The sequence below is a fragment of the Lysobacter sp. Root916 genome, from assembly GCF_001429785.1.
Taxonomy (GTDB): Bacteria; Pseudomonadota; Gammaproteobacteria; order Xanthomonadales; family Xanthomonadaceae; genus Lysobacter.
Genome location: NZ_LMJF01000001.1, coordinates 1,641,633 through 1,662,840 on the forward strand (window position 1 = coordinate 1,641,633; position 21,208 = coordinate 1,662,840).

General features: G+C 69.1%; 15 protein-coding genes. 6 read left to right on the forward strand and 9 right to left on the reverse strand.

The window, feature by feature from the left end; translation table 11 throughout:
- Positions 1-73: 73 nt before the first annotated feature.
- Both ASE35_RS21480 and ASE35_RS07365 read left to right on the forward strand, forming a co-directional pair.
- Positions 74-526 (forward strand): J domain-containing protein, encoded by a 453-nt coding sequence (locus tag ASE35_RS21480; RefSeq protein WP_057163353.1) that lies wholly within the window; start codon positions 74-76, stop codon positions 524-526.
- 60 nt (positions 527-586) lie between these two features.
- Positions 587-1,420: a hypothetical protein gene (locus ASE35_RS07365; protein WP_157489307.1), complete on the forward strand. Its 834-nt coding sequence runs from the start codon at positions 587-589 to the stop codon at positions 1,418-1,420.
- 25 nt (positions 1,421-1,445) lie between these two features.
- Here the strand turns inward: ASE35_RS07365 and ASE35_RS07370 are convergent, their stop codons facing one another.
- The 3 genes from ASE35_RS07370 to ASE35_RS07380 form a co-directional block, all read right to left on the reverse strand.
- Positions 1,446-2,837, reverse strand: coding sequence for a TIGR03013 family XrtA/PEP-CTERM system glycosyltransferase (locus ASE35_RS07370; RefSeq protein ID WP_056175771.1), 1,392 nt, complete (start codon positions 2,835-2,837; stop codon positions 1,446-1,448).
- 281 nt (positions 2,838-3,118) lie between these two features.
- On the reverse strand, positions 3,119-3,832 hold the full coding sequence (locus tag ASE35_RS07375; RefSeq protein WP_057163355.1) for a hypothetical protein: 714 nt from the start codon (positions 3,830-3,832) through the stop codon (positions 3,119-3,121).
- Between the two features lie 176 nt (positions 3,833-4,008).
- Positions 4,009-5,133: a M4 family metallopeptidase gene (locus ASE35_RS07380; RefSeq protein ID WP_162250624.1), complete on the reverse strand. Its 1,125-nt coding sequence runs from the start codon at positions 5,131-5,133 to the stop codon at positions 4,009-4,011.
- A gap of 649 nt (positions 5,134-5,782) precedes the next feature.
- Between ASE35_RS07380 and mutS the strand changes: the two genes are divergently transcribed.
- Positions 5,783-8,383 (forward strand): DNA mismatch repair protein MutS, encoded by a 2,601-nt coding sequence (mutS, locus tag ASE35_RS07385; protein ID WP_057163356.1) that lies wholly within the window; start codon positions 5,783-5,785, stop codon positions 8,381-8,383.
- 70 nt (positions 8,384-8,453) lie between these two features.
- A complete protein-coding gene (locus ASE35_RS07390; RefSeq protein ID WP_057163357.1) occupies positions 8,454-11,798 on the forward strand; it encodes an AAA family ATPase in 3,345 nt (1,114 codons plus the stop codon).
- Between the two features lie 46 nt (positions 11,799-11,844).
- Here the strand turns inward: ASE35_RS07390 and ASE35_RS07395 are convergent, their stop codons facing one another.
- Positions 11,845-13,494: a hypothetical protein gene (locus tag ASE35_RS07395; protein WP_200956995.1), complete on the reverse strand. Its 1,650-nt coding sequence runs from the start codon at positions 13,492-13,494 to the stop codon at positions 11,845-11,847.
- Positions 13,495-14,075: 581 nt separating this feature from the next.
- On the opposite strand from ASE35_RS07395, the gene katG reads away from it, so the two are divergent.
- Positions 14,076-16,253, forward strand: coding sequence for a catalase/peroxidase HPI (gene katG, locus ASE35_RS07400; RefSeq protein WP_057163358.1), 2,178 nt, complete (start codon positions 14,076-14,078; stop codon positions 16,251-16,253).
- A 171-nt stretch (positions 16,254-16,424) separates the two neighbouring features.
- Here katG and ASE35_RS07405 read toward each other — a convergent pair whose 3' ends face one another.
- A complete protein-coding gene (locus tag ASE35_RS07405; RefSeq protein WP_082611154.1) occupies positions 16,425-17,297 on the reverse strand; it encodes an aminoglycoside phosphotransferase family protein in 873 nt (290 codons plus the stop codon).
- Positions 17,298-17,598: 301 nt separating this feature from the next.
- On the opposite strand from ASE35_RS07405, the gene ASE35_RS07410 reads away from it, so the two are divergent.
- Positions 17,599-18,228 (forward strand): DUF937 domain-containing protein, encoded by a 630-nt coding sequence (locus tag ASE35_RS07410; protein ID WP_056175790.1) that lies wholly within the window; start codon positions 17,599-17,601, stop codon positions 18,226-18,228.
- A gap of 351 nt (positions 18,229-18,579) precedes the next feature.
- On the opposite strand, the gene ASE35_RS07415 is transcribed toward ASE35_RS07410, so the two are convergent.
- The 4 genes from ASE35_RS07415 to trmD form a co-directional block, all read right to left on the reverse strand.
- Entirely contained in the window at positions 18,580-19,017 is a 438-nt protein-coding gene (locus ASE35_RS07415) for an RNA-binding S4 domain-containing protein (RefSeq protein ID WP_057163359.1), read from the reverse strand.
- A gap of 144 nt (positions 19,018-19,161) precedes the next feature.
- Positions 19,162-19,527 carry a hypothetical protein gene (locus ASE35_RS07420; RefSeq protein WP_056175796.1) on the reverse strand — a complete coding sequence of 122 codons (366 nt, stop codon included), beginning with the start codon at positions 19,525-19,527 and terminating at the stop codon, positions 19,162-19,164.
- A 283-nt stretch (positions 19,528-19,810) separates the two neighbouring features.
- Positions 19,811-20,203, reverse strand: a complete 393-nt coding sequence (gene rplS, locus ASE35_RS07425) for a 50S ribosomal protein L19 (protein ID WP_056175799.1) — start codon at positions 20,201-20,203, stop codon at positions 19,811-19,813.
- A gap of 106 nt (positions 20,204-20,309) precedes the next feature.
- Positions 20,310-21,134 (reverse strand): tRNA (guanosine(37)-N1)-methyltransferase TrmD, encoded by an 825-nt coding sequence (gene trmD / locus ASE35_RS07430; RefSeq protein ID WP_057163360.1) that lies wholly within the window; start codon positions 21,132-21,134, stop codon positions 20,310-20,312.
- Between the last annotated feature and the right edge of the window lie 74 nt (positions 21,135-21,208).

Below are 21,208 nucleotides of genomic sequence, written 5' to 3' on the forward strand. Positions count from 1 at the left end.
CATGCGCGAATCGCAGGCAAATCGCTACCCACGCCCGCTGCGCGCGTTACGATAGGAAGATGGGAGGTCTCCGATGAAAGCCGACCTGACGCTGCTGTACTCCGAGTTGGGGCTGAGGCCCAACTGCAGTCTGGAGGAGCTCCAGCTCGCCTATCGCAGGCGGATTTCCGAGCTGCACCCCAGGCGTCCGGGCGCCAAGCCGCCATCGCAGGATTCGGCTTACCTGTGCGACCTGATCGGTCTGTACACCACGGCCACGCGCTTCCATCGCCGCTACGGACGTCTGCCGGGAGAAGCCCCGCATCGGATCGGCGGCGGCCCGGCGCATGGCGGCTTGTCGCGGGCCCATGCAGCCGGCAGCCCGCGCCCTTTCGAACATCGGCCTTCCGAGTTCCGTCGTTCCGAGCACCACTATTCCGAGCAGGGTCCGCCCGCGCCGGCGCGGTTCGCCCTGGTGCTGGCCATCGCCTTGCTGATTCTCCTGTTCGCCGTGTTGGCGCTCGCCTCGGGAGAATGGCTGAGGTAGCGGGCCCGGCCGCGCGTCCGCGCCCGCTCGCGTCGATGCGCACCAAACGCGGCGGCGGCCGTGCTGTCCGCAGGCACCGCCCGGGCCCGTTTTCCAGGAGGTGGGCGCACCGGCACCCGTCACGTACAGGCGACTGATCAGACGATGGACGCCAGCAAGATCCCGCTCACCCCCAGTGCCATCGCCTGGCCGCTGGCCGCCGCCACCGCTCTGCTCGTGGCCGCCAATCTGGGCCTGCAGGCCTATCGGCTGATCGCGCACCAGGAACATGTCGTCGGCCTGGCGATGCTCAGCATGGACGGAGAAAACAATCTTCCGGCCTTGTTCTCGACCCTGCTGCTGTGCGGCGCCGCGCTGATCCTGACGCTGATCGCCGTGCTGGAACGACGCCACCAGGGCGCCGATGTGTCGAAATGGGCCCTCCTCGCCGCCGGCTTCGCGCTGATGTCCCTGGACGAGGCCCTGTCCTTCCACGAAAGAGCGATCGCGCCCTTGCGCGCGCTGCTGGGCGGCCAGCACCTGGGCATCTTCTTCTTCGCCTGGGTGATACCCGGCATCGCCCTGGTCTGCGTGCTCGGCGCCTACTTCCTGCGCTTCCTGCTCCGCCTGCCGCGCAGGACGGCGATCGCCTTCGTGATCTCCGCCGCGATCTATCTGGGCGGCGCCCTGGGCGTCGAACTGGTCGAGGGATGGTGGCGCGAGGCACACGGGCACAGGAACCTCGTCTATCACGCACTGGTCAGCCTGGAGGAAGGCATGGAGATGGCGGGCGTCATCGCTTTCATCCACGCGCTGCTGAGCTATATCTCGCAACGCTACGGCGAGGTGCGGTTCGTTTTCGCCGGTGCGCGCCACCACGCGGCCGCATCCGGGCCTGCGAGCCGATCACGGTAATCTGCGCCGGCACAGGCCGCAGGCGTCAGCGCGAGCCGCGGCGGAACAGCACCACCTCGACCGTCTGCAGCAGGATCAGCAGGTCGAATACCAATCCGTGGTTCTTCACGTAGAACAGATCGAAGGTCAGCTTCTCCTCGGCGTCCCGTACCGATGCGCCGTAGGGATAACGCAGCTGCGCCCAGCCGGTCAGGCCCGGTTTCACGCAGTGGCGCACGTTGTAGTAGCGCACTTCCTGGTTGAGCATGTCGACGAACTGCGGCCGCTCGGGCCGAGGGCCGACGAAGCTCATTTCCCCGAGCAGGATGTTGAACAGTTGCGGAAGCTCGTCCAGGCGCGACAGGCGGATGATCCGACCGACCCGGGTGGTGCGATCGTCGTTCTGGGTCGCCCACTTCGCCACGCCGTCGGCCTCGGCGTCCACGCGCATGCTGCGGAACTTGATCAGCTCGAAGCTGCGACCGTTCTCACCGATGCGCGTCTGCCGGTACAGCACCGGACCGCGCGACTCCAGGCTGACGCACGCCGCCACCAGCAGCATGAAGGGCCAGGCCACCAGCAACAGGGCGCATGCGGCGGCCAGGTCGAAGAAGCGCTTGTTGAGGCGGCGCGGCATGGAATGATCGAAACCGCCCGAAAACGCCAGCCACGACGGGTCGGCCACGTTCAGCTTGACCATGCCGGCCTCGCGCTCGAAGAACGTCGACAGATCGGTCACGGTGACTCCGCGCTGCGCGCAGGTCAGCATTTCCTCCATCGGCAGCGCGCCGCGCCGCTCGTCGGGCGCGACCACGATCTCGTAGACGTGCAGCCACTCGGCGATCTCGGACAGTGCGAAATCCGTGCTGAGCAGCAACTTCTCGGGCACCAGCACGGGCTGCCCCGGCACCGGCACGAACCCCACCACCACGAAGGATCTGCGGTCGGCTCCCCGCCGCATGCGACTGTTGATGAGATCGGCGTTCTTGCCCGCGCCGAACACCAGTACCCGCCGCCGGAACACATCGGTCTTGAACACCCGCTCGACGATCAGGCGCAGCGCGATCACCGCGACCAGGCCGATCGCCAGCGCCATCGCCAGCACGCCGCGACCGATGTAGGCGGCGGGCATCAGGTAGTACAGCACCAGCAGGGCGATGCCGCCGAACGCGAAGGACAACACCAGCCGGAGCAGGAACTCCATCCGGTTGTGGCGCACGTGCACCTGGTACAGGCCGAAGGCCACCATCGACACCGTGATGAAGGCGGCGAACACGAACGCGCGTACCGGCGCCCATTGGAAGGAACTGAGCAGACCCTGCGATCCCATGAAGCGCAGCCACGCCGCGATCGTCACCGACAGGATCAGCAGCCAGGTCTCGCCCAGCCATAGCAGCAGCAGTGCGCGGCTTTTGCGACTGGCCAATGCGATGCTCATGGCGCCACCCGCCACTCGTGCGGCGCACGCGACGACGAATGCCCCCTGTCTGGTTCTCGCGCTGGACTAGGATCGAAGCGAGGAAACGCTACCGGGTGATCCTTCATTACGCTGTACCTGCCGATGCGTAGCCCCCACTCCTGGCTACCCCGTTTCCGGGCAAAGGACGCTCGCTCTCCAAACGGGCTGGCTTGACCGAGACAACGAAGGAATCGCGGCGTTCCGGCCGTCGCGGGCGCGCGGAGCTTCGATTCGACGCGAGCGCCACGAACCTGGGCGCGTCAACGCGCCGACGCTCGCCGGTCCTGGGAGCTGCTTGCGGCATCGTCGCCCGGGCGATACTCAAGCCGCAGCCAGGCACGGCTGGAACGATCGTAGAGCGCGGTGACGGCCAAAGGCGTGCCGGGGCCATAGGGGTCGGGGTAGACCGTGCCCAGCGCATCGATCCGCAGCCGCTGGCCGTCGTCTTCGACGCTGGAAACCCGGTCGAGCCGGAGCTGGGCCGACGGCTTGCGCAGCGCCTGGGCCAGATCCGCGCTCAGCATGGCCTCGAGTTGCCGCACCAGACGCGGGTCGTTGGGAACATCGCGCTCTCCCGCCGCGACCGGGTCGATGCCGATATCGGGGCGTCCCAACCTGCGCAGGCGGGCGTCGTAACGCACGCCGAACCGAAAGCCGATCCAATCCTGTCGCCCGACGATCTGGGCGGCGCCGCTGCCGCGAATGGCACGCTGATCGACGTCGATCGCCCGGACCTCGACGAGGTCCAAACGCAGTTCGACGGCGCGCCCGCCCAACCGCAGCGAGATCGCGTCGATCAAGGGACCGGCGATCGCGTCGCGGATGCCCTCGGTCGCGGCCGTCGTAGCGGAACCGCCCAGCGCAGGCGTCGACGGGTCCGGTCGGCCCGCCGCTTGCGATGCCGGCTGCGCAGCCAGACTGCCGCCGGCCCAGGAGCAGGCCAGGAGCGCGGCGGCAGCGAATTTCTGATGCATGACTTCAACCACAACGCGATCCCGCGGCGCTTACGGCCCCCGGAATGCCGCGGAATGCGGCGAGCGTCGGCAGTGCGAGGCTTGCACCCCAGGCCTGCGAAGTTGGGTCGCGCGGCCGCTGCAGGGCTGCGCGCCCGTGGTTTGCGGCACTGCCCGCAAGCGCAGTGTCGCCGCGCTTACTTCACTCCGGCCGCCGACCATGCGCGCGCGACCGCGCGCGCTTCGGCCGATTTGACGCCATACAGCGCCTCGGCGGCGCGGATCGTGGCCGCACGCGCCTGCGGATAGGTCAGCTGCGAGGTTTTCTCGGTGGTGGCCAGCCGATACCAGATCGCGCCGGCCTTCGCGCGGCCGATGCCCACGATCGCGGTGTCGCCGTTGCAGACCAACTGATCCGCACTGAGGCCGGAGCCGGCCGGCGCCGTGGCACCCTCGGCCAGCAGGTAGAACGCCCGATTGCCGATGCCCGAGGTGTACTCGCCCGAGTAGGCCGGGGATTCGTCGTTCGGATCGAAACCACGCGCTGGGTAGCAGACGAAGGATTTCCCGTCCAGGTTCTGGCGGTACATGTGGCGCAGGCCGCCCGGATAAGCCAGCTCGCCGATCACGTAATCGCCCGGATCGTTGGGGTGAGCGGCATGGAATTCGATCAGGGTGCCGAAGACGTCGGCGATCGAGCTGCGCACGCCTTGGCTGTCGCCCCTGCCGGGATCGGGATCGGTGTTGTAGACGATATTGGCCGCGTACATGCTGCCAACGATGTCCAGGGTCGCCAAGGGTTCGATGCCGGCGGCGGCGTCGCCGATGCCGAGCAGCACGGTGGTGCCCGACCAGTACGAGTAGCCGGTCGTCTTGCGCCCCGGTGCCAGGTCGACGACATGGCTGTACACGGTGGCTCTGCGGTTGCGCGCGTCCAGGCCGTTGCGTGCGTGGACGAGCTTGAAGTAGTCCCAGCTGCGCTGCATCGCGTAGTAGGCGTCGACGCCCATGCTGGACAGGCTGGCCGCGCTGCCGTCGCCGAAGCTGGTGGTGGGGCTGACGAACTGCTGCGGCCCGCGATAGGTCGCGTAGTACCGGTTGAAGCCGCCGCCGTCGGAGCTGCTGATGCCGTTGCGGGTGTTGTCGATGAGCTCGTAGCCGACGCCGGCGGTGTACTGCACGGGAATGGGCAGCGTGCCGTAATGGACACCGTGACCGGTGCCGGACACCACCGAGCCGTTCGGCTGACTGGCGTTCGATGTCGCCGGCATCAGCGCGGCGAGGGAGAGCGAAACAGCGATCGCGACAAAGCTAGGGCGCATGACCGTTATCCTCGAAATGGTGGGAAGAAGTGCCTTCCGCGTGCCGCCGTGCAAGCCCGGCGGAGCCATCTGCCGGCAGGTGGATACGGCGGTTCGAAAGCGACGCCACCCTAGGTGTCGATCCCGCGCCGGGCCGCGCGCACTGCGCACATTCGAGCGGTCGCGCGTCACAGATGAGCGAGCCGCGTCGAAGCGGCGTCACAGTTCGCGATGCGCGTATCCGCACAATCGATCGACGAGGCGTCGCTGCGGCCTCCACGACGATCAGTGTTTTTTGTGACGCGAAACGCGACGAACCTGCAGGCTGGACTGCGCGTGGACGGTTGTGGCGTGCGCGGCGCTTTCGATCGGTCAATGGGCGCGCAGCGCGCGCACTCACCCTGCCTTCGGCAGGCCGCGGCGCGCGCCTAAACGGGCCGAGCCCGGGGTCGCTCGCATCGCAGCAACGCCGCGCCGCCGATCCGCCCCAGGCCCATGCGGCGCAAGGCCGGCGCTGCGCGGCCGCTCCCGCCCGCGCAGGCCCGGATTCGCACCCGATTCATGCCCGAAGCCCCCACCACGCCCCCATTCGGCGATCATGTCGCTTTGGGCCGCCCGCCGCGACGCCGTGCGCCGCCGCGCCGGCCAGAATAAAACTCCAGGATTTTCAATGCGTTCCAGCGACAAAGCCGTCGATAGCAAGGCCGTGGACGGCCACACCCCGTTGATGAAGCAGTTCTTCGCCGCCAAGGCCGAGCACCCGGACGTGCTGCTGTTCTTCCGCATGGGCGACTTCTACGAGCTGTTCTACGACGACGCCCGCAAGGCCGCGCGCCTGCTCGACATCACCCTGACCCAGCGCGGCAATTCGGCCGGCCAGCCGATCCCGATGGCGGGCGTGCCGCACCACTCGGCCGAGGGCTATCTGGCGCGCCTGGTCGCGCTGGGCGAATCGGTGGCGATCTGCGAGCAGATCGGCGACCCGGCCCTGGCCAAGGGCATCGTCGAGCGCAAGGTGGTGCGCATCGTCACCCCGGGCACGGTCACCGACGAGGCCCTGCTGCACGAACGCCGCGACACCCTGCTGCTGACCATCGCGCGCGGCAAGCACGGCTACGGCATCGCCTGGGCCGATCTGGCCGGCGGCCGCTTCCTGGTCAACGAAGTGGCCAGCGAGGACGCGCTGGAAGCCGAGCTCGCGCGCCTGGAACCGGCCGAGACCCTGATCGCCGACGAAGACGGCTGGGCGCCGTTCGTGTCCGAGCGCAGCGGCCTGCGCCGGCGCGCGCCCTGGCTGTTCGACGTCGACAGCGGCCGCCGCCAGCTGCTGCGTTTCTTCGGTCTGCACGATCTCAGCGGCTTCGGCCTGGAAGACCGCCCGCTGGCGATCGCCGCGGCGGCCGCGTTGTTGGGCTATGTCGAGGAAACCCAGAAGCAGCGCCTGCCGCACCTGACCTCGATCGCGGTCGAATCCGGCGACGGCGCGATCGCGATGAATGCCGCGACCCGCCGCCACCTCGAACTCGACAGCCGCATCGACGGCGACAGCCGCACCACCCTGCTGGGCGTGCTCGACAGCACGGTCACGCCGATGGGCGGGCGCCTGCTGCGGCGCTGGCTGCACCGCCCGCTGCGCGACCGCCCCACCCTGCGCCTGCGCCACCAGGCGGTGGCGACCCTGATCGACTCGCGCGCCGGCGACGGCGTGCGCGAGCGTTTCCGCGCCCTCGGCGATCTCGAACGCATCCTCTCGCGCATCGCCCTGCGCAGCGCGCGTCCGCGCGATCTGTCGACCCTGCGCGACGGCCTGGCCCTGCTGCCCGACGTGCGCGCCCTGCTGGCGCCGCTGGACGCGCCGCTGCTGGCCGGACTGGCCGCCGAACTGGGCGAGCACGCCGAGCACGCGCATCTGCTGGCCGCAGCGATCGTGCCGCAGCCGCCGGTGCTGGCGCGCGACGGCGGCGTGTTCGCCACCGGCTACGACGCCGAACTCGACGAACTGCGCACGCTGTCGACCAACGCCGACCAGTTCCTGGTCGACCTGGAAGCGCGCGAGCGCATCGCCAGCGGCATCCCCACCCTCAAGGTCGGCTACAACCGCGTCCACGGCTACTACCTGGAAGTCAGCAAGGCCCAGGCCGAGAAGGCGCCGACCCACTACACCCGCCGCCAGACCCTGAGCAACGCCGAGCGCTACATCACCGAGGAACTCAAGCAATTCGAGGACAAGGTGCTGTCGGCGCGCGAACGCTCGCTCAGCCGCGAGCGCCTGCTCTACGAACACCTGCTGGATGCGCTCAACGAGCGCCTGGCCCCGCTCAAGCGCTGCGCGGGCGCGTTGGCCGAACTCGACGTGCTGTGCGGCTTCGCCGAACGCGCGCAGGCGCTGGACTGGTCGCCGCCGGAACTGCGCGACGAACCCGGCCTGCGCATCGAACGCGGCCGCCACCCGGTGGTCGAGGCCGTGCGCAGCGAGCCCTTCGAGCCCAACGACCTGATCCTGGACGAGGCCAACGGCCGCCGCATGCTGGTCATCACCGGCCCCAACATGGGCGGCAAATCGACCTACATGCGCCAGAACGCGCTGATCGTGCTGCTGGCCCACATTGGCAGCTTCGTGCCCGCCGCGCGCGCGGTGCTCGGCCCGATCGACCGCATCCTGACCCGCATCGGCGCCGGCGACGACCTCGCGCGCGGGCAGTCGACCTTCATGGTCGAGATGAGCGAGACCAGCTACATCCTGCATCACGCCAGCGACCAATCGCTGGTGCTGATGGACGAGATCGGCCGCGGCACCTCGACCTACGACGGCCTGGCCCTGGCCGAAGCCTGCGCGCGCCATCTGGCCGAGCGCAACCGCGCCTACACCCTGTTCGCCACCCACTACTTCGAACTCACCGCCCTGGCCGAACCCGGCAGCGGCATCGCCAACGTGCACCTGGACGCCGTCGAGCACGGCGAACAACTGGTGTTCATGCACGCGGTCAAGGACGGCCCGGCCGACCGCAGCTTCGGCCTGCAGGTGGCGGCGTTGGCCGGCCTGCCCAAGTCGGTGGTCAAGCAGGCGCGCGGACGCCTGATCGAACTCGAACAGCAGGGCCGCGACACGCCCACGCCGTCCTTCGCCCAGGCCGCGCTGGATCAGCCGCAGCAGTTCGGCCTGTTCGCGCCGTCCTCGGCCGCGCTGGATGCCTTGGCCGCGGTCGACCCGGACGAACTGACGCCGAAGCAGGCGCTGGAGGCGCTGTACCGGATCAAGGCGCTGACCTGATCGCGCGCGCGCCGCGGAAGCGCGCACGCGACCGGCTAGACTTGCGGCCGGAACGGACACCGGAGCGAGCGTGGAAACCCTGCTATTCGTGGCCGGCCTGGTCGCCGGCCTGATCCTGGCGCGACTCTATCGCCCCCGCGCCGCGCCGGCGTCGGTGCCGCCCGTCGCCGCCACGGCGGACGCCGATGGCGCGACCGACCAAGCCGCCGCGCCACCGGCGTCCGAAGAGACACCCGATGGCACCCAGGAAACGCCGCAAGACCGGCTCGCGCGCCTGCTGCGCGAGGTCATGGTCCACGACGACCGCATCCAGCGCCCGCAGGACCTGATGGCGCAGGCCGAGTTCCAACAGGGCACCGACCTGCTCGCCAGCGCCGCCTTCGACGCGGCCGAACTGCTGCGCCAGGTGCCGGGCAACGGCTATGTGCTGCAGTCGATGGCGATACGCGCCGCCGGGCGTCGCGACGATGTCGCGCTCGAACCGCTGCTGGAACAGGCCGGCCAGCTGGGCGCCTATCCGCTGTACTTCCTGGTCGAGTTGCTGCGCGCGCGGCCCGACGCCGGCGAGCGTTTGTTGGCGCTGATGCGCCACGCCCAGCCCTGGTGGTGGGAGTTCATGCCGCTGCGCCAGCAGTTGCGCGATTACCTGCAAGCGGCCGAAGGCGCCGCGCCGCCGGCCGCGCTGCCGGCGCTGGACGATCTCGACGAGGACGCGGTCGGGCACCTGCGCGACACCCTCAAGCGCTTCCAGTCGCCGCTGCTGGCGCCCCTGCAGGAACAGGTCGAACGCGCCGTGGGCGCGCGTCGCGAGTCGCGCGTGCTGGGCGCTTTCGGACGCGTGAATCCGGCGCTCAAGCCGCGTACCCGCATCGTCCACGACGAACTGGCCGCGCAGCTGCAACGCCTGCACGAACTCTACGCCGGCGACGAAGCCGCCTCGGTGCTGGTGTCGGGCGAGCACGGCGTCGGCAAGAGCGTGTTGATCGACCTGCTGAGCGAGCGCCTGCGCGACGAGGGCTGGCTGGTGTTCGAGGCCTCGGCGGCCGAGGTGCTGGCCGGCCAGAGCTACATCGGCGAACTGGAAGAGCGCGTGCGCGAGATGCTCGGCGTGCTCAATCGCAAGCGCGCCCTGTGGCGGGTGTCCGAATTCGTCGACCTGCTCGCCAAGGGCGCGCATTCGCGCGACCCGCGCGGCCTGCTCGATCTGGTGCTGCCGGCGATCGAACGCGGCGAGCTGCGCCTGATCGGCGAAGTCACGCCGCGCCAGCTCGCGCAACTGCTGGTCGCGCGGCCGGTCATCAAGCACCACTTCCAGATCCTCGGCCTGGCGCCGCTGGACCCGGCCGCGATGGAGCCGGTGGCTCAACGCTGGGCGCAGGCCGAGCGCGAACGCCAAGGCCGCGAGGTCGCCGACGCGCGCACCCTGACCGAGGCCGCGCGCATGGCCGCGCAGTACTTTCCCGAGCAGCAGGAACCCGGCCGCCTGTTGCGCCTGCTCGACGACGCCCTGCAGGCCGCGACCTCGGCCGATCCGCCGACGCTGCCGCTGGATGCCGAACAGGTGCTGGCGACGATCGCGCGCCGCAGCGGCCTGCCGCTGGATGTGATCGACGACCGCCAGAGCCTGGACCTTGAGCGCCTGCGCGCGTTCTTCCGCACCCGTGTGATCGGCCAGGACGAGGCGGTGGACGCCCTGCTCGACCGTATCGCCATGCTCAAGGCCGGCCTGACCGACAACGGCCGCCCGATCGGCGTGTTCCTGTTCGCCGGGCCCACCGGCACCGGCAAGACCGAACTGGCCAAGGCGCTCAGCGAACTGCTGTTCGGCAGCGACGAGCGCCTGCTGCGCCTGGACATGAGCGAGTTCCAATCCGAGGACGCGGCCTGGCGCCTGACCGCCGACGAGGACGCCAACGGCGGCGTGCGCTCGCTCACCGCGCGCATCCGCGAGCAGCCGTTCTCGGTGCTGCTGCTGGACGAGTTCGAGAAGTCCCACCCCAAGGTCTGGGACTTGTTCCTGCAGGTGTTCGACGATGCCCGCCTCAGCGACCGCAGCGGCAACACCGTCGACTTCCGCCACAGCATCATCATCCTGACCAGCAACATCGGCTCGACCATCTCGCGCAACGCTGGGCCGGGCTTCACCTCGGCGCGCGGCGGCTATTCCAGGCTCGCCGTCGAAAAGGCGCTGTTCGAGACCTTCCGCCGCGAGTTCATCAACCGCATCGACCGGGTGGTGCTGTTCAACCCGCTCGATCGCAACCTGATGCGCGAGATCCTGCACAAGGAGCTGGACCGGGTACTGACCCGGCGCGGCCTGCGCAATCGCGACTGGGCGGTGGAATGGGAGCCGTCGGCGATCGAGTTCCTGCTCGACAAGGGCTTCACCCCGGACCTGGGCGCGCGGCCGCTGCGGCGCGCGATCGAGCACTACCTGCTGGCCCCATTGGCGCGCAGCATCGTCGAACACCGCGCCCCGCAGGGCGACCAGTTCCTGTTCGTGCGCAGCGCGGGCGACCGGCTCGACGTCGAATTCATCGATCCCGCACCCGCGCTGACGACGACGCCGGGCGCGGACGCATCGGCGCAGGCGCACGACGCCGGCGACCTGCGCGACCTGGTGTACGCGCCGCCCACCGACGCGGACGCGGTCGCGCGCCTGGACGCGCGCCTAGCCGAACTGGAAGAGAACGTGCTGGGCCCGTCATGGCGCGGCGAGCGCGAGGCCGACTACGCGCGCATGGCCGCGGCCGACTTTTGGAACTCGCCCGAGCGCCATGGCGTGCTGGACCGGATCGAGCGCCGCGACCGCATCGAAAGCGCGCTGGACACCGCGCTGCGCATGCATCAGCGCCTCGGCCGCGACGGCGGCAACGCCAGCTTCGCCCAGTCGCTGGCGCAGCTGCTGTTCCTGCTCGGGCTGGCGGTGGACGCGCTGCGCGCGCAGCGCCCGCAGGACGCGCTGATCGAGATCGACGTCAGCGAATCCGCGCAGCAGCGCCACGGCGAGGAACTGCGCCTGTGGTGGCAGCGCGTGGTCGGCATGTACCAGGCCTGGGCGCAGCGCCGCAATATGCGCGTGCAGGTGCTGCGCGAAGATCCCGAACGCTGCAGCGCCTGGCTGGCGGTGAGCGGCTTCGGCGCGTTCGACCTGCTGGAGCCCGAGTCCGGCCTGCATGTTTACGAAGACAAGAGCGACGACAACACCCAGCGGCTGTCGGTACTGGTGCAGGTCGCGCCGGACCTGCCCGGCCGCGCGCGCCAGTCGCAGGGCGCGCCCGAGGGCGAACGCCGCATTTGCCGCCGCTATCGTCAGGCGCCCTCGCCGCTGGTGCGCGACAGCGTGCGCGGCTGGCGCAGCGGCCGCCTGGACCGGGTGCTGGACGGCGAGTTCGATGTGATCCAGGGCAGCTGAGCGCGACCCGCGAGCCGACGGCGCCACGCCGTCGGCTCCATCGGGCTCAGGGGTTGCCGCCGCCGGGGCATACCCTTCGATAGGTGTGGGTCTTGGCAACCTGCTGCCCATCGGAGGACGTCACCGTTACCGTGGCGGTGTCCTGCCAATACATGCGCACGCTCCGGGTGGTGCCCGCCACCGGCACGAAGGTACCGGACCAGTTGTACTGATAGGGCGGCGACCCGCCGGCCGCCGTGGCGGTGAACATGACGTACTCCCTGCACGCGGATTCGGCCGTGGTGATCGCCACGCTCAGCGGCAGCGCGAACTCATAAGCCACGCGATCGTCGAACAGCTGCGCCCAGCGCCCGTCGAAGCCGCCGTTGGCTGGGGTGTACCAGGCCCCGGTCAGCCAGGTCCCGGCTTCGTAGAGCTCGCGCGTATCGACCGCGCCGCCGTGGACGAAGAAATCGTGCTGGCGCCAGTAATTGTTCAAGGAGCCGAGGTCGCCGCTGGCATCGGCGCGGTTGCGGCCGTCGCCGCCGCGCCCCGCCCCCTCGTAACCTTTGAACTTGTCGGAGCCGGACACGATGTCGGCGTTGGTCTCCGCCGAATACGCGCCCATGAACCAATCCTTGCCCAGCACGCCATTGCGTCCATCGGTCTGGCTGGAGGCGCTGCTGTCGCGCGAGCCCAGGTAGAAGCGCTGCAGCCCGGCCGGCACTTCGACCTGTCCGGCCTCGTCCAGCAGCGCGGTCTCCAGCAGCACGTCCTCGGTGGAATCGGCCGTCCAACTGATCGGCCACGTCGCTGCATCCCACTGGCCGCGGAAGACGTCGGCGATATCCTGCAGTTCGAAGGTGATGCGCTTCACCGCATACCAGGGCGTCTCGCCGTCCTGCCGGGAGGCCAGCGAGGTGGCGTTTCCGTAGTGGATCGGCTGCGCGCCCCAAGCGCTTACCGCGGCGGCGGAGGCTTCCGGCACCCAGACGTAGTGCACCTTCTTGTCGCCGTCATTGGTGACGTCCACCTTCGCATTGCCCGCCGTCTGCGCCCAGGATTGGATCTGCGCGTAGCTGTGCTGGACGAAATGCAATTCGTGGGCGGTGGCGCCGCCCGGATCCAGACCGCCGTCCTCGTCGGCCTGCCAAAGCAACACGTGCTTGCCGCTGGCGACGCTCATGAAATTCAAGTCGGGGCTGCCGGCGGCGCGCATGACATGGTCGTGGTGGCTGGTCACGGTGACATGGCCGACGGACTCGCCTAAGGCACCCGGCGTGCCGCCCACCCCGCGCACGCCGATCTCCACGCGCTCCCAATCGTGGATTTCGTTACCTTTCTTATCCACCGGGTGGTAGACGTGGTACAGCAGGATCAGGCCTTTTCCGCCACCGTCCGTGTATTCCACCAACGACGTATACAGGGTCGGGCGAATGCGCCAATGCTTGTAGTCGCCGCTTGCCGCAGCCGAGCCCGCGACGTACTGCGGCAGCAGGTTCACCCAGGTGTAACGATTGTTGGCGAAGTTGCCGTCGCGATCGAAGTCGTAGTTGCTGATCCAATCCCGCCCGGGTTTGCCGCCGTTCTCCTCCGAGCGCTGCAGGATCAACGGCGCGTAGTACTGCAGGTAGCTCTGCCGTTGCAGCGGACTCAAGCTCCAGACCTGCGCGGACGCGGGGCCGGCCGACAGCAGAACGCAGGCTATGGCCATCATCAGGGCATAACCGTATCGACGCGCCCGTTCTATCCAGTTCCCGGTTCGCGCTCCGGGCGCCTCCGCCGCGTCGCTCCCGGCGGTGCGCATCGGCCGACTCCAGGCCGACGCGGCCGACCAGCTCCAGCGAATCTTGCCGCTCTTCATCTTCAATCCTCCGTTGATCGAATGGGGTGGCGCCGCGCGCACGGGCGCTGCCAGGACGATGCTAGAGACCTCGCGCGCCAAGCGGCGCGCCCGCGCGTACAAACAAACCGAAAGCTGCGCTTCGGACACAGTTCGCTGGCACCTGCCAGCCGTCCGGAGCGGGCCGCGATCCCATGGCCGGCCCCATCCATAGCTAAAAGCTATCGAATACGTCGAAAGGATCGATTTCACACGGAGTAGCGGGCCGCCGTACTGTCCAAGGGCGCCTGCGACTCCCCTCCCCCATAAAGGCGAGCAAACGATCGAAACGCCGACACATTCCTAAGCGAAGTTCGAACGGAGCCATCGACGATTCCGTTCGCGCATCGGCATCGCGCTTCCACCCTACCCAATCGTTGCGTCCGCACCGTCAACAGCGAAGAGGCAAAGCACCCATGTCAAACGAAGCGAAGTGCCCGTTCAATCACACCGCTGGCGGCGGTACCTCGAACCGGGATTGGTGGCCGCATCAGGTCAGCCTCAAGGTCCTGCACCAGCAAACGCCGGCCTCCGACCCCATGGATCCGGACTTCGATTACGCCAAAGCCTTCAAGACCCTCGACCTGGCGGCGCTCAAGCGCGATCTCACCGCGCTGATGACCGACTCGCAGGAATGGTGGCCGGCCGACTTCGGCCATTACGGCCCCTTGTTCATCCGCATGGCCTGGCATAGCGCGGGCACCTACCGCACCATCGACGGCCGCGGCGGCGGCGGCGCCGGCCAACAGCGCTTCGCCCCGCTCAACAGCTGGCCGGACAACGGCAATCTCGACAAGGCGCGCCGCCTGCTGTGGCCGATCAAGCAAAAGTACGGCAACAAGATTTCCTGGGCCGACCTGATGATCCTCACCGGCAACGTCGCGCTGGAATCGATGGGCTTCAAGACCTTCGGTTTCGCCGGCGGCCGCGCCGACGTGTGGGAACCCGAGGAAGTGTATTGGGGCGCCGAAACCACCTGGCTGGGCGACCAACGCTATAGCGGCGACCGCAATCTGGAGAATCCGCTGGGCGCCGTGCAGATGGGCCTGATCTACGTCAATCCGCAGGGCCCGAACGGCAATCCCGATCCGGTCGCGGCCGCGCGCGACATCCGCGATACCTTCGCGCGCATGGCGATGGACGACGAAGAAACCGTCGCGCTGATCGCCGGCGGCCACACCTTCGGCAAGACCCACGGCGCCGGCCCCGAATCGCATGTCGGTCGCGAGCCTGAGGGCGGCGACATCGAGCAGCAGGGCCTGGGCTGGGCCAGCAGCTTCAACAGCGGCATTGCCGGCGACGCGATCACCAGCGGCCTGGACGTCACCTGGACCAGCAAGCCGACCCAGTGGAGCAACGAGTTCTTCGCCAACCTGTTCGGTTTCGAATGGGAGCTCAGCAAGAGCCCGGCCGGCGCGCACCAATGGATCGCGAAGGACGGCGCGGGCGCGGGCACGATTCCGGACGCGTTCGATGCCAACAAGCGCCGCGCCCCGACCATGCTGACCACCGACTTGTCGCTGCGCATGGACCCCGCCTACGAAAAGATCTCGCGGCGCTTCTTCGAAAACCCGGACCAGTTCGCCGATGCGTTCGCGCGCGCCTGGTTCAAACTCACCCACCGCGACATGGGCCCGCGCGCGCGCTACCTCGGCCCGGAAGTGCCGGCCGAAGAACTGATCTGGCAGGACCCGGTGCCGCCGGTCGACCATGCTTTGATCGACGATCAGGACGTGGCGACGCTCAAGGCCAAGATCCTGGCCAGCGGCGTGCCGATCTCGCAGTGGGTGTCCACCGCCTGGGCCGCGGCGTCCAGCTTCCGCGGCTCCGATAAGCGCGGTGGCGCCAACGGCGCGCGCATCCGCCTGGCGCCGCAAAAGGATTGGGAAGCCAATCAGCCCGCGCAGCTGGCGCAGGTGCTGCAGACGCTGGAAGGCATCCAGCGCGACTTCAATGCCGCCCAGTCCGGCGGCAAGAAGGTGTCGCTGGCCGATCTGATCGTGCTGGCCGGTAGCGCCGGCGTCGAGCAGGCCGCGAAGAACGCCGGCTATCCGGTCCAGGTGCCTTTCAGCGCGGGCCGCACCGATGCCACCCAGGAGCAGACCGACGCGCATTCCTTCGCCGTGCTGGAACCGATCGCCGACGGCTTCCGCAACTATCTCCAGGGCAAGCCCAATGTATCCAGCGAGGCCCTGCTGGTCGACAAGGCCCAGTTGCTGACGCTGACCGCGCCGGAGATGACGGCGTTGATCGGCGGTCTGCGCGTGCTCAACACCAACGTCGGCCAGACCCGGCACGGCGTGTTCACCCAGCGCGCCGACACCCTGAGCAACGACTTCTTCGTCAACCTGCTGGACATGGGCACGCAGTGGAAGGCGACCTCGGACGCCAAGGACGTGTTCGAAGGACGCGACCGCAAGACCGGCGAACTCAAGTGGACGGCGACCCGCGCCGATCTGATCTTCGGTTCGCATTCGCAACTGCGCGCCCTGGCCGAGGTCTACGCCAGCTCGGACGCGCAGGAGAAGTTGGTCCACGACTTCGTGGCGGCCTGGACCAAGGTGATGAACCTGGACCGTTTCGATCTCGCGTAATACCGAAGGCCGGACCGTCGGGCGCAGGCCCGACCGTTCGGCGCCGATGGCCGCTCCGGCCCGCTCGCGTAGCCGTCAGTCCTGCGCGCGCGGCTCCGGCATCGGCGCCACCCTGCAATCCCTGTGCACCTCACTGGCCCGGCGAGCGATCGCCGGGTCTTTTTTTCGCGTTTAGCCCGCGTATCCGTCGGCACCCAGCGCCAATGCCGCCGCGAGCACCGACAGGGGCAGTTGCGCCTGCTCGGGCTCGTCGTCCTCCAGGTGCCAGGCCGCCGACACGGCCTGCTGCGCCGCGATCCAGGCCAACAGCCGCGCGGGCGCCAGGCCGCTGGCCTCGGCGACCACCTGCAGGCGGCGTTCCAGGCGGCGCGGCAGCTCGCGCCCCAGTTGCAGGGGGTCGCCGAACAGGGTCGCGTGGTCGTAGCCGCGATCGCCGATCACGCGCTTGGGATCGATCGCCAACCAGCCGCGTTGCGGGCCGAAATCCAGCACGTTCTCGTGGTGCAGATCGCCGTGCAGCGGGACCGGATCGACCGCCGCTTGCAGCAGGCCTTCGGCGATCCGCCACGCGCGCGCGTACAGCCCGCCGTGATCGCGCGCGGCCTGGGCCAGGGACTCGAAATACATCGACAGCGGTTGCAAGCCGTCCGGCGGCACGGCGGGGTGCGTGTGCAGGCGCCGCGCCACCTCGCACAGGATGCGGCAGGCCTGATCGTCGCGACCGTCCGAGGCCATCGCCAGCAGGGAGTCGCGACCGGTCGCGCGCTCGATCAACAGCACGTGACCCTCGCTGGCGAGCACGCGCGCGGCGCCATCGCCATCCCACCAGCGCATCAGCACGCCGCCCCAGCGCTCCTCCGGGTCGTAGGCCAGCTTGAGCATGGCCGGCGCCCCCGCGTGCAGCACCGGTTGCAAGGCGCTGGACGGAGTATCGAAGGCCGCGCCGTCGGCTTGCAGGCCCCAATGCCGGCGCCAAGGACGCAAGGCGGTGTCCGGATCCGGACGGAGTTCGTCGTCGTGCAGAACTGCGGGCGATTCGCTCATCGGGCTCGTACTCATCCTGGGTGCGGGGCGGCGTCGCGTTGCCGGCATTCGGCACGGCCTGGGTTTGGTCGACACGCCGCGGGCGCTAGCGGATCCTGAGGCTTGCGGACACCTCGCCGCCATGCCGGATCCGGCGGCATCGCCGCGCGCGCCCCAGGGACTATGCACAGAGTTCGTGCCGGTTCGCGCAGACCTTGCGGCAGGCCCGCTCGCGGCAGCGGACCGGCGACGGGCGGTCGTCACCACGCTGGCGCGAAACGGCGCTAGGATCGGTTTCCAACTGCCAAAAGGACGCGCCCCCATGAGCTTGACCGACGACCTCCTCCGCCAACTTCAGGGCCAGCCGCTGGAGCAGATGAGCAGCCAGCTCGGCCTGTCGCAGTCGCAGACCGCGGGCGCGGTGTCGGCGGCGCTGCCGCTGCTGCTGGGCGCGCTGGGTCGCAACACCAGTCAGCCGCAAGGCGCCGAGGCTCTGTTCGGTGCGCTCCAGCGCGACCACGCCGGCGCCGCCAGCGGCCTGGACATCGGCAGCGTGCTGGGCGCAGTGCTCGGCGGCGGCGCTCCCAGCCGCCAGACCGACGGCGCCGGCATCCTCGGCCACATCTTCGGCGGCCGCGAGGACACCGCGGCCCAGGGCCTGGGCCAGGCCACCGGCCTCGGCGGCAGCCAGGCCAACACCCTGCTCAAGATCCTCGCCCCGATCGTGCTGTCGTACCTGGCCCAGCGCATGTTCTCCGGCGGCGGCCAGGCCGCGGCCTCGCCGCAGGCCCTGGGCAACGTGCTCGGCCAGGAACGCGAACGCATTCAGCAGGACAGCGGCGCCGGCGGCCTGCTCGGCGCGGTGCTGGACCAGGACGGCGACGGCCAGCTCGGCTTGGGCGACCTGCTCAAGATCGGCGGCGGCCTGCTGGGCGGCGGCGGCAATCGCTGAAGCCTGGATCATCCAGCACTCCCTCTGCGGCCGCGTTTCGACGCGGCCGCAGTCGTTTTGGGATTCGACTGGGATCGCATCGCGGCTGACGCCGCTCCCACACGAAGCGATCGTGCTGCTTCGGGGTAGGAGCGGCGCAAGCCGCGACCGCGCAAGGCGGCGACGGCGATAGTCGTCATGTGCGCGTCGCCGGCTCCGGCGGCGGTGCGCACCTATGCCAGCGACGACTCGACATCCATAAGGCGCTAGCGCTGCTTACTGTGGGAGCGGCGTGAGCCGCGATCGCGCCATTTCAGCGGCGGCGCTGCTCACGCAATGCGACCCGTCCCTCAGCGCGGGCTAGGCGCGCCCCTACAACGCGTCGATATCGCCCAGCGCGCGGATCAGCCGTCGCGCGCGTTTGTCGGGCTTGGTCTCGGGCGCCTGGTAGCCGTTACGTTCGGCCACGCGCAAAGCGCGGGCGGCTTCGCGCGCGGCGCGCGAGGCCTCGGTTTCGGTGTACAGGGTCTGGGCGACGCTGGCGGGGCCGCGGGTGTCGCTGAGCGCGAGCACGTTGACCTCGAACAGTTCCTCGCCACGCGCGATGCGCAGCGCATCGCCCGCGCGCAGTGCGCGCGAGGCCTTGGCGCGTTGGCCGCCGACTTCGATCTTGCCGGTCTCGATGGCGCTGCGCGCGAGGCTGCGGGTCTTGTAGAAACGCGCCGCCCACAGCCACAGGTCCAGGCGCACGCTGGCGGTCGCGGGCGCCGCTTCGACGGTGGACGGTTTTTTCTCGGAATTCGTTTTCATCGGTATCACGAATGCGGCGCGCCCAGGATCACGCTAGGCATTGAAATTGCGGTGCTTCCAGGCTTTGCGTACTCGCCTCGCGTTGACCGAGCGCAGCGCGATCGCAGCGGGACGACTACGCGCGGGTGCAGATTCCGCGGAGGCTCAGATCTCTTCCAAGGCCAAGGTGAACACACCGGCTTCGCCCGCGTCGTAGGCCTCGCGCCAGATCCGGTAACCCTCCAGATCCTCATCGGTCACCGGCATCGAGCCGATCACCCGCGGCGCCGCTTCGGCCACGCGGCTGTCGACGATGGGAAAGTGGCCGAGCAGCGGCAGGCCCTTGAGTTCGGCGACATCGTCCACGTGCTCGGCCAGGACTTCGTCGGCGGCGTTCACGTCGAACTTGCGCAGCGACATCGCCGCGCCGCCGTCGGGCAACGCGTCGATGCGCTGCACCCAGAAGAAACCCCAGAGGCCATCGCTGCGCTGATAGGTGCAGATATCGCCTACGGACAAGTTCGATTGCATGCGTGCGCTCCTGCGCGGACCTTTCGGGTACGGCATCGGCGATGCCTTGCGAGCAATCTAGCGCATGGCGCCCGTCGGATAAAAGCTTGCGCCCGCATCGCGCGTCGCGGCGCTGGCAGGCACGATACGCGGCGCACCGGGCGCCCGGCGGAAATGCGACATCGCACACGCGACATCGTAGTTGGACGTCGTAAACCACGCTTCGAAACGAGATGCCTCAAACGAAAACGGCCGCCTCGCGGCGGCCGTTTTCTACGCTGCGCGCGAGGCGCGCGACGCGGAATTACTCGGCGGCGTTCTTGGCGCGCGCGTAAGCGGCCAGGTCTTCCTTGATGCGCGCCTTCTTGCCTTCCAGGCCACGCAGGTAGTACAGCTTGCCCGAGCGGACCTTACCGCGGCGCTTGACGTCGACCGAGTCGATGATCGCGCTGTGGGTCTGGAACACGCGCTCGACGCCGAAGCCGTGCGAGATCTTGCGCACCGTGAACGAGGAGTTCAGGCCGCCGTTCTTCTTCGCGATGACCACGCCTTCGTAGGCCTGGACGCGCTCACGGTTGCCTTCCTTGACCTTCACGTTGACGACGATGGTGTCGCCGGGGCCGAAGTCCGGCAGCTGGCGCTGGACCTGTTCGGCTTCGAAATTCTGCAGCAGGGTGTGGAGCGAGGGCTTGTTCATGGCACGGCCTGTTGGATTAGTTGTTGCGCGAGTGCACGTGGACCCGCGTCATGGCATGGATGGAGCAATGAAGCCGTGCATTATAACGGCCTTTTTCGTTGCGTGACTAGGGCTTAGCCGACTCGGCCTGCGCCGCCGGGTCCGCCCCGGCCTCCTCGCACCGGGCCCGAGCCGGCCCGGATACCGCCGCGGCGGCCTGTTCGGCCCGATAAGCGGCCAATAGGGCACGATCGTCCTTGGGCAGGCCGGCTTCGTCCAGTAAATCGGGGCGCCGCTCGGCGGTCCGGCCCAGCGCCTGCTGGCGCCGCCAGCGCGCGATCCGGGCGTGGTTGCCGGACATCAGCACCTCCGGAACCGGGCCCAACTCGTGCTCGACCGGGCGGGTGTAGTGCGGGCAGTCCAGCAGGCCGTCGTCCTCGAAGCTGTCCTGGACCGCGGATTCGGCGTCGTTGAGCACGCCCTCGCGCAGGCGCGCGACCGCGTCCACCACCACCGCCGCGGCCAGCTCGCCGCCGGACAGGACGTAGTCGCCGATCGACAACTCCTCGTCGACCTCGGCCCGGATCAGGCGCTCATCCACGCCCTCGTAGCGGCCGCACAGCAGGATCAGACGTTCGCTGGCGGCGAGTTCGCGGACCTTGGCCTGGGTCAGGCGCGCGCCCTGCGGGCTGAGATAGATCACCCGCGCCGGCGCCGGATCGGCCGCGCGCGCCGCGCGCAGGCTGGCGCGCAGCGGGTCGATCAGCATCACCATGCCGGGACCGCCGCCGAACGGACGGTCGTCGACCCGGCGGTAATTGCCCTCGGCGTAGTCGCGCGGGTTCCAGCCCTGCAGCGACAGCAGCCCGCGCTCGGCCGCGCGCCCGACCACGCCGAAAGCCGCGCACTGGGCGACGAATTCGGGGAACAGGCTGACGACATCGATACGCATAGGGCCAGGAACGAGCGGGTAGGAGTGAGGAACGAGAGTCAAAGCCTAAGTGGATCGGCGGGTCGGTAACGAGA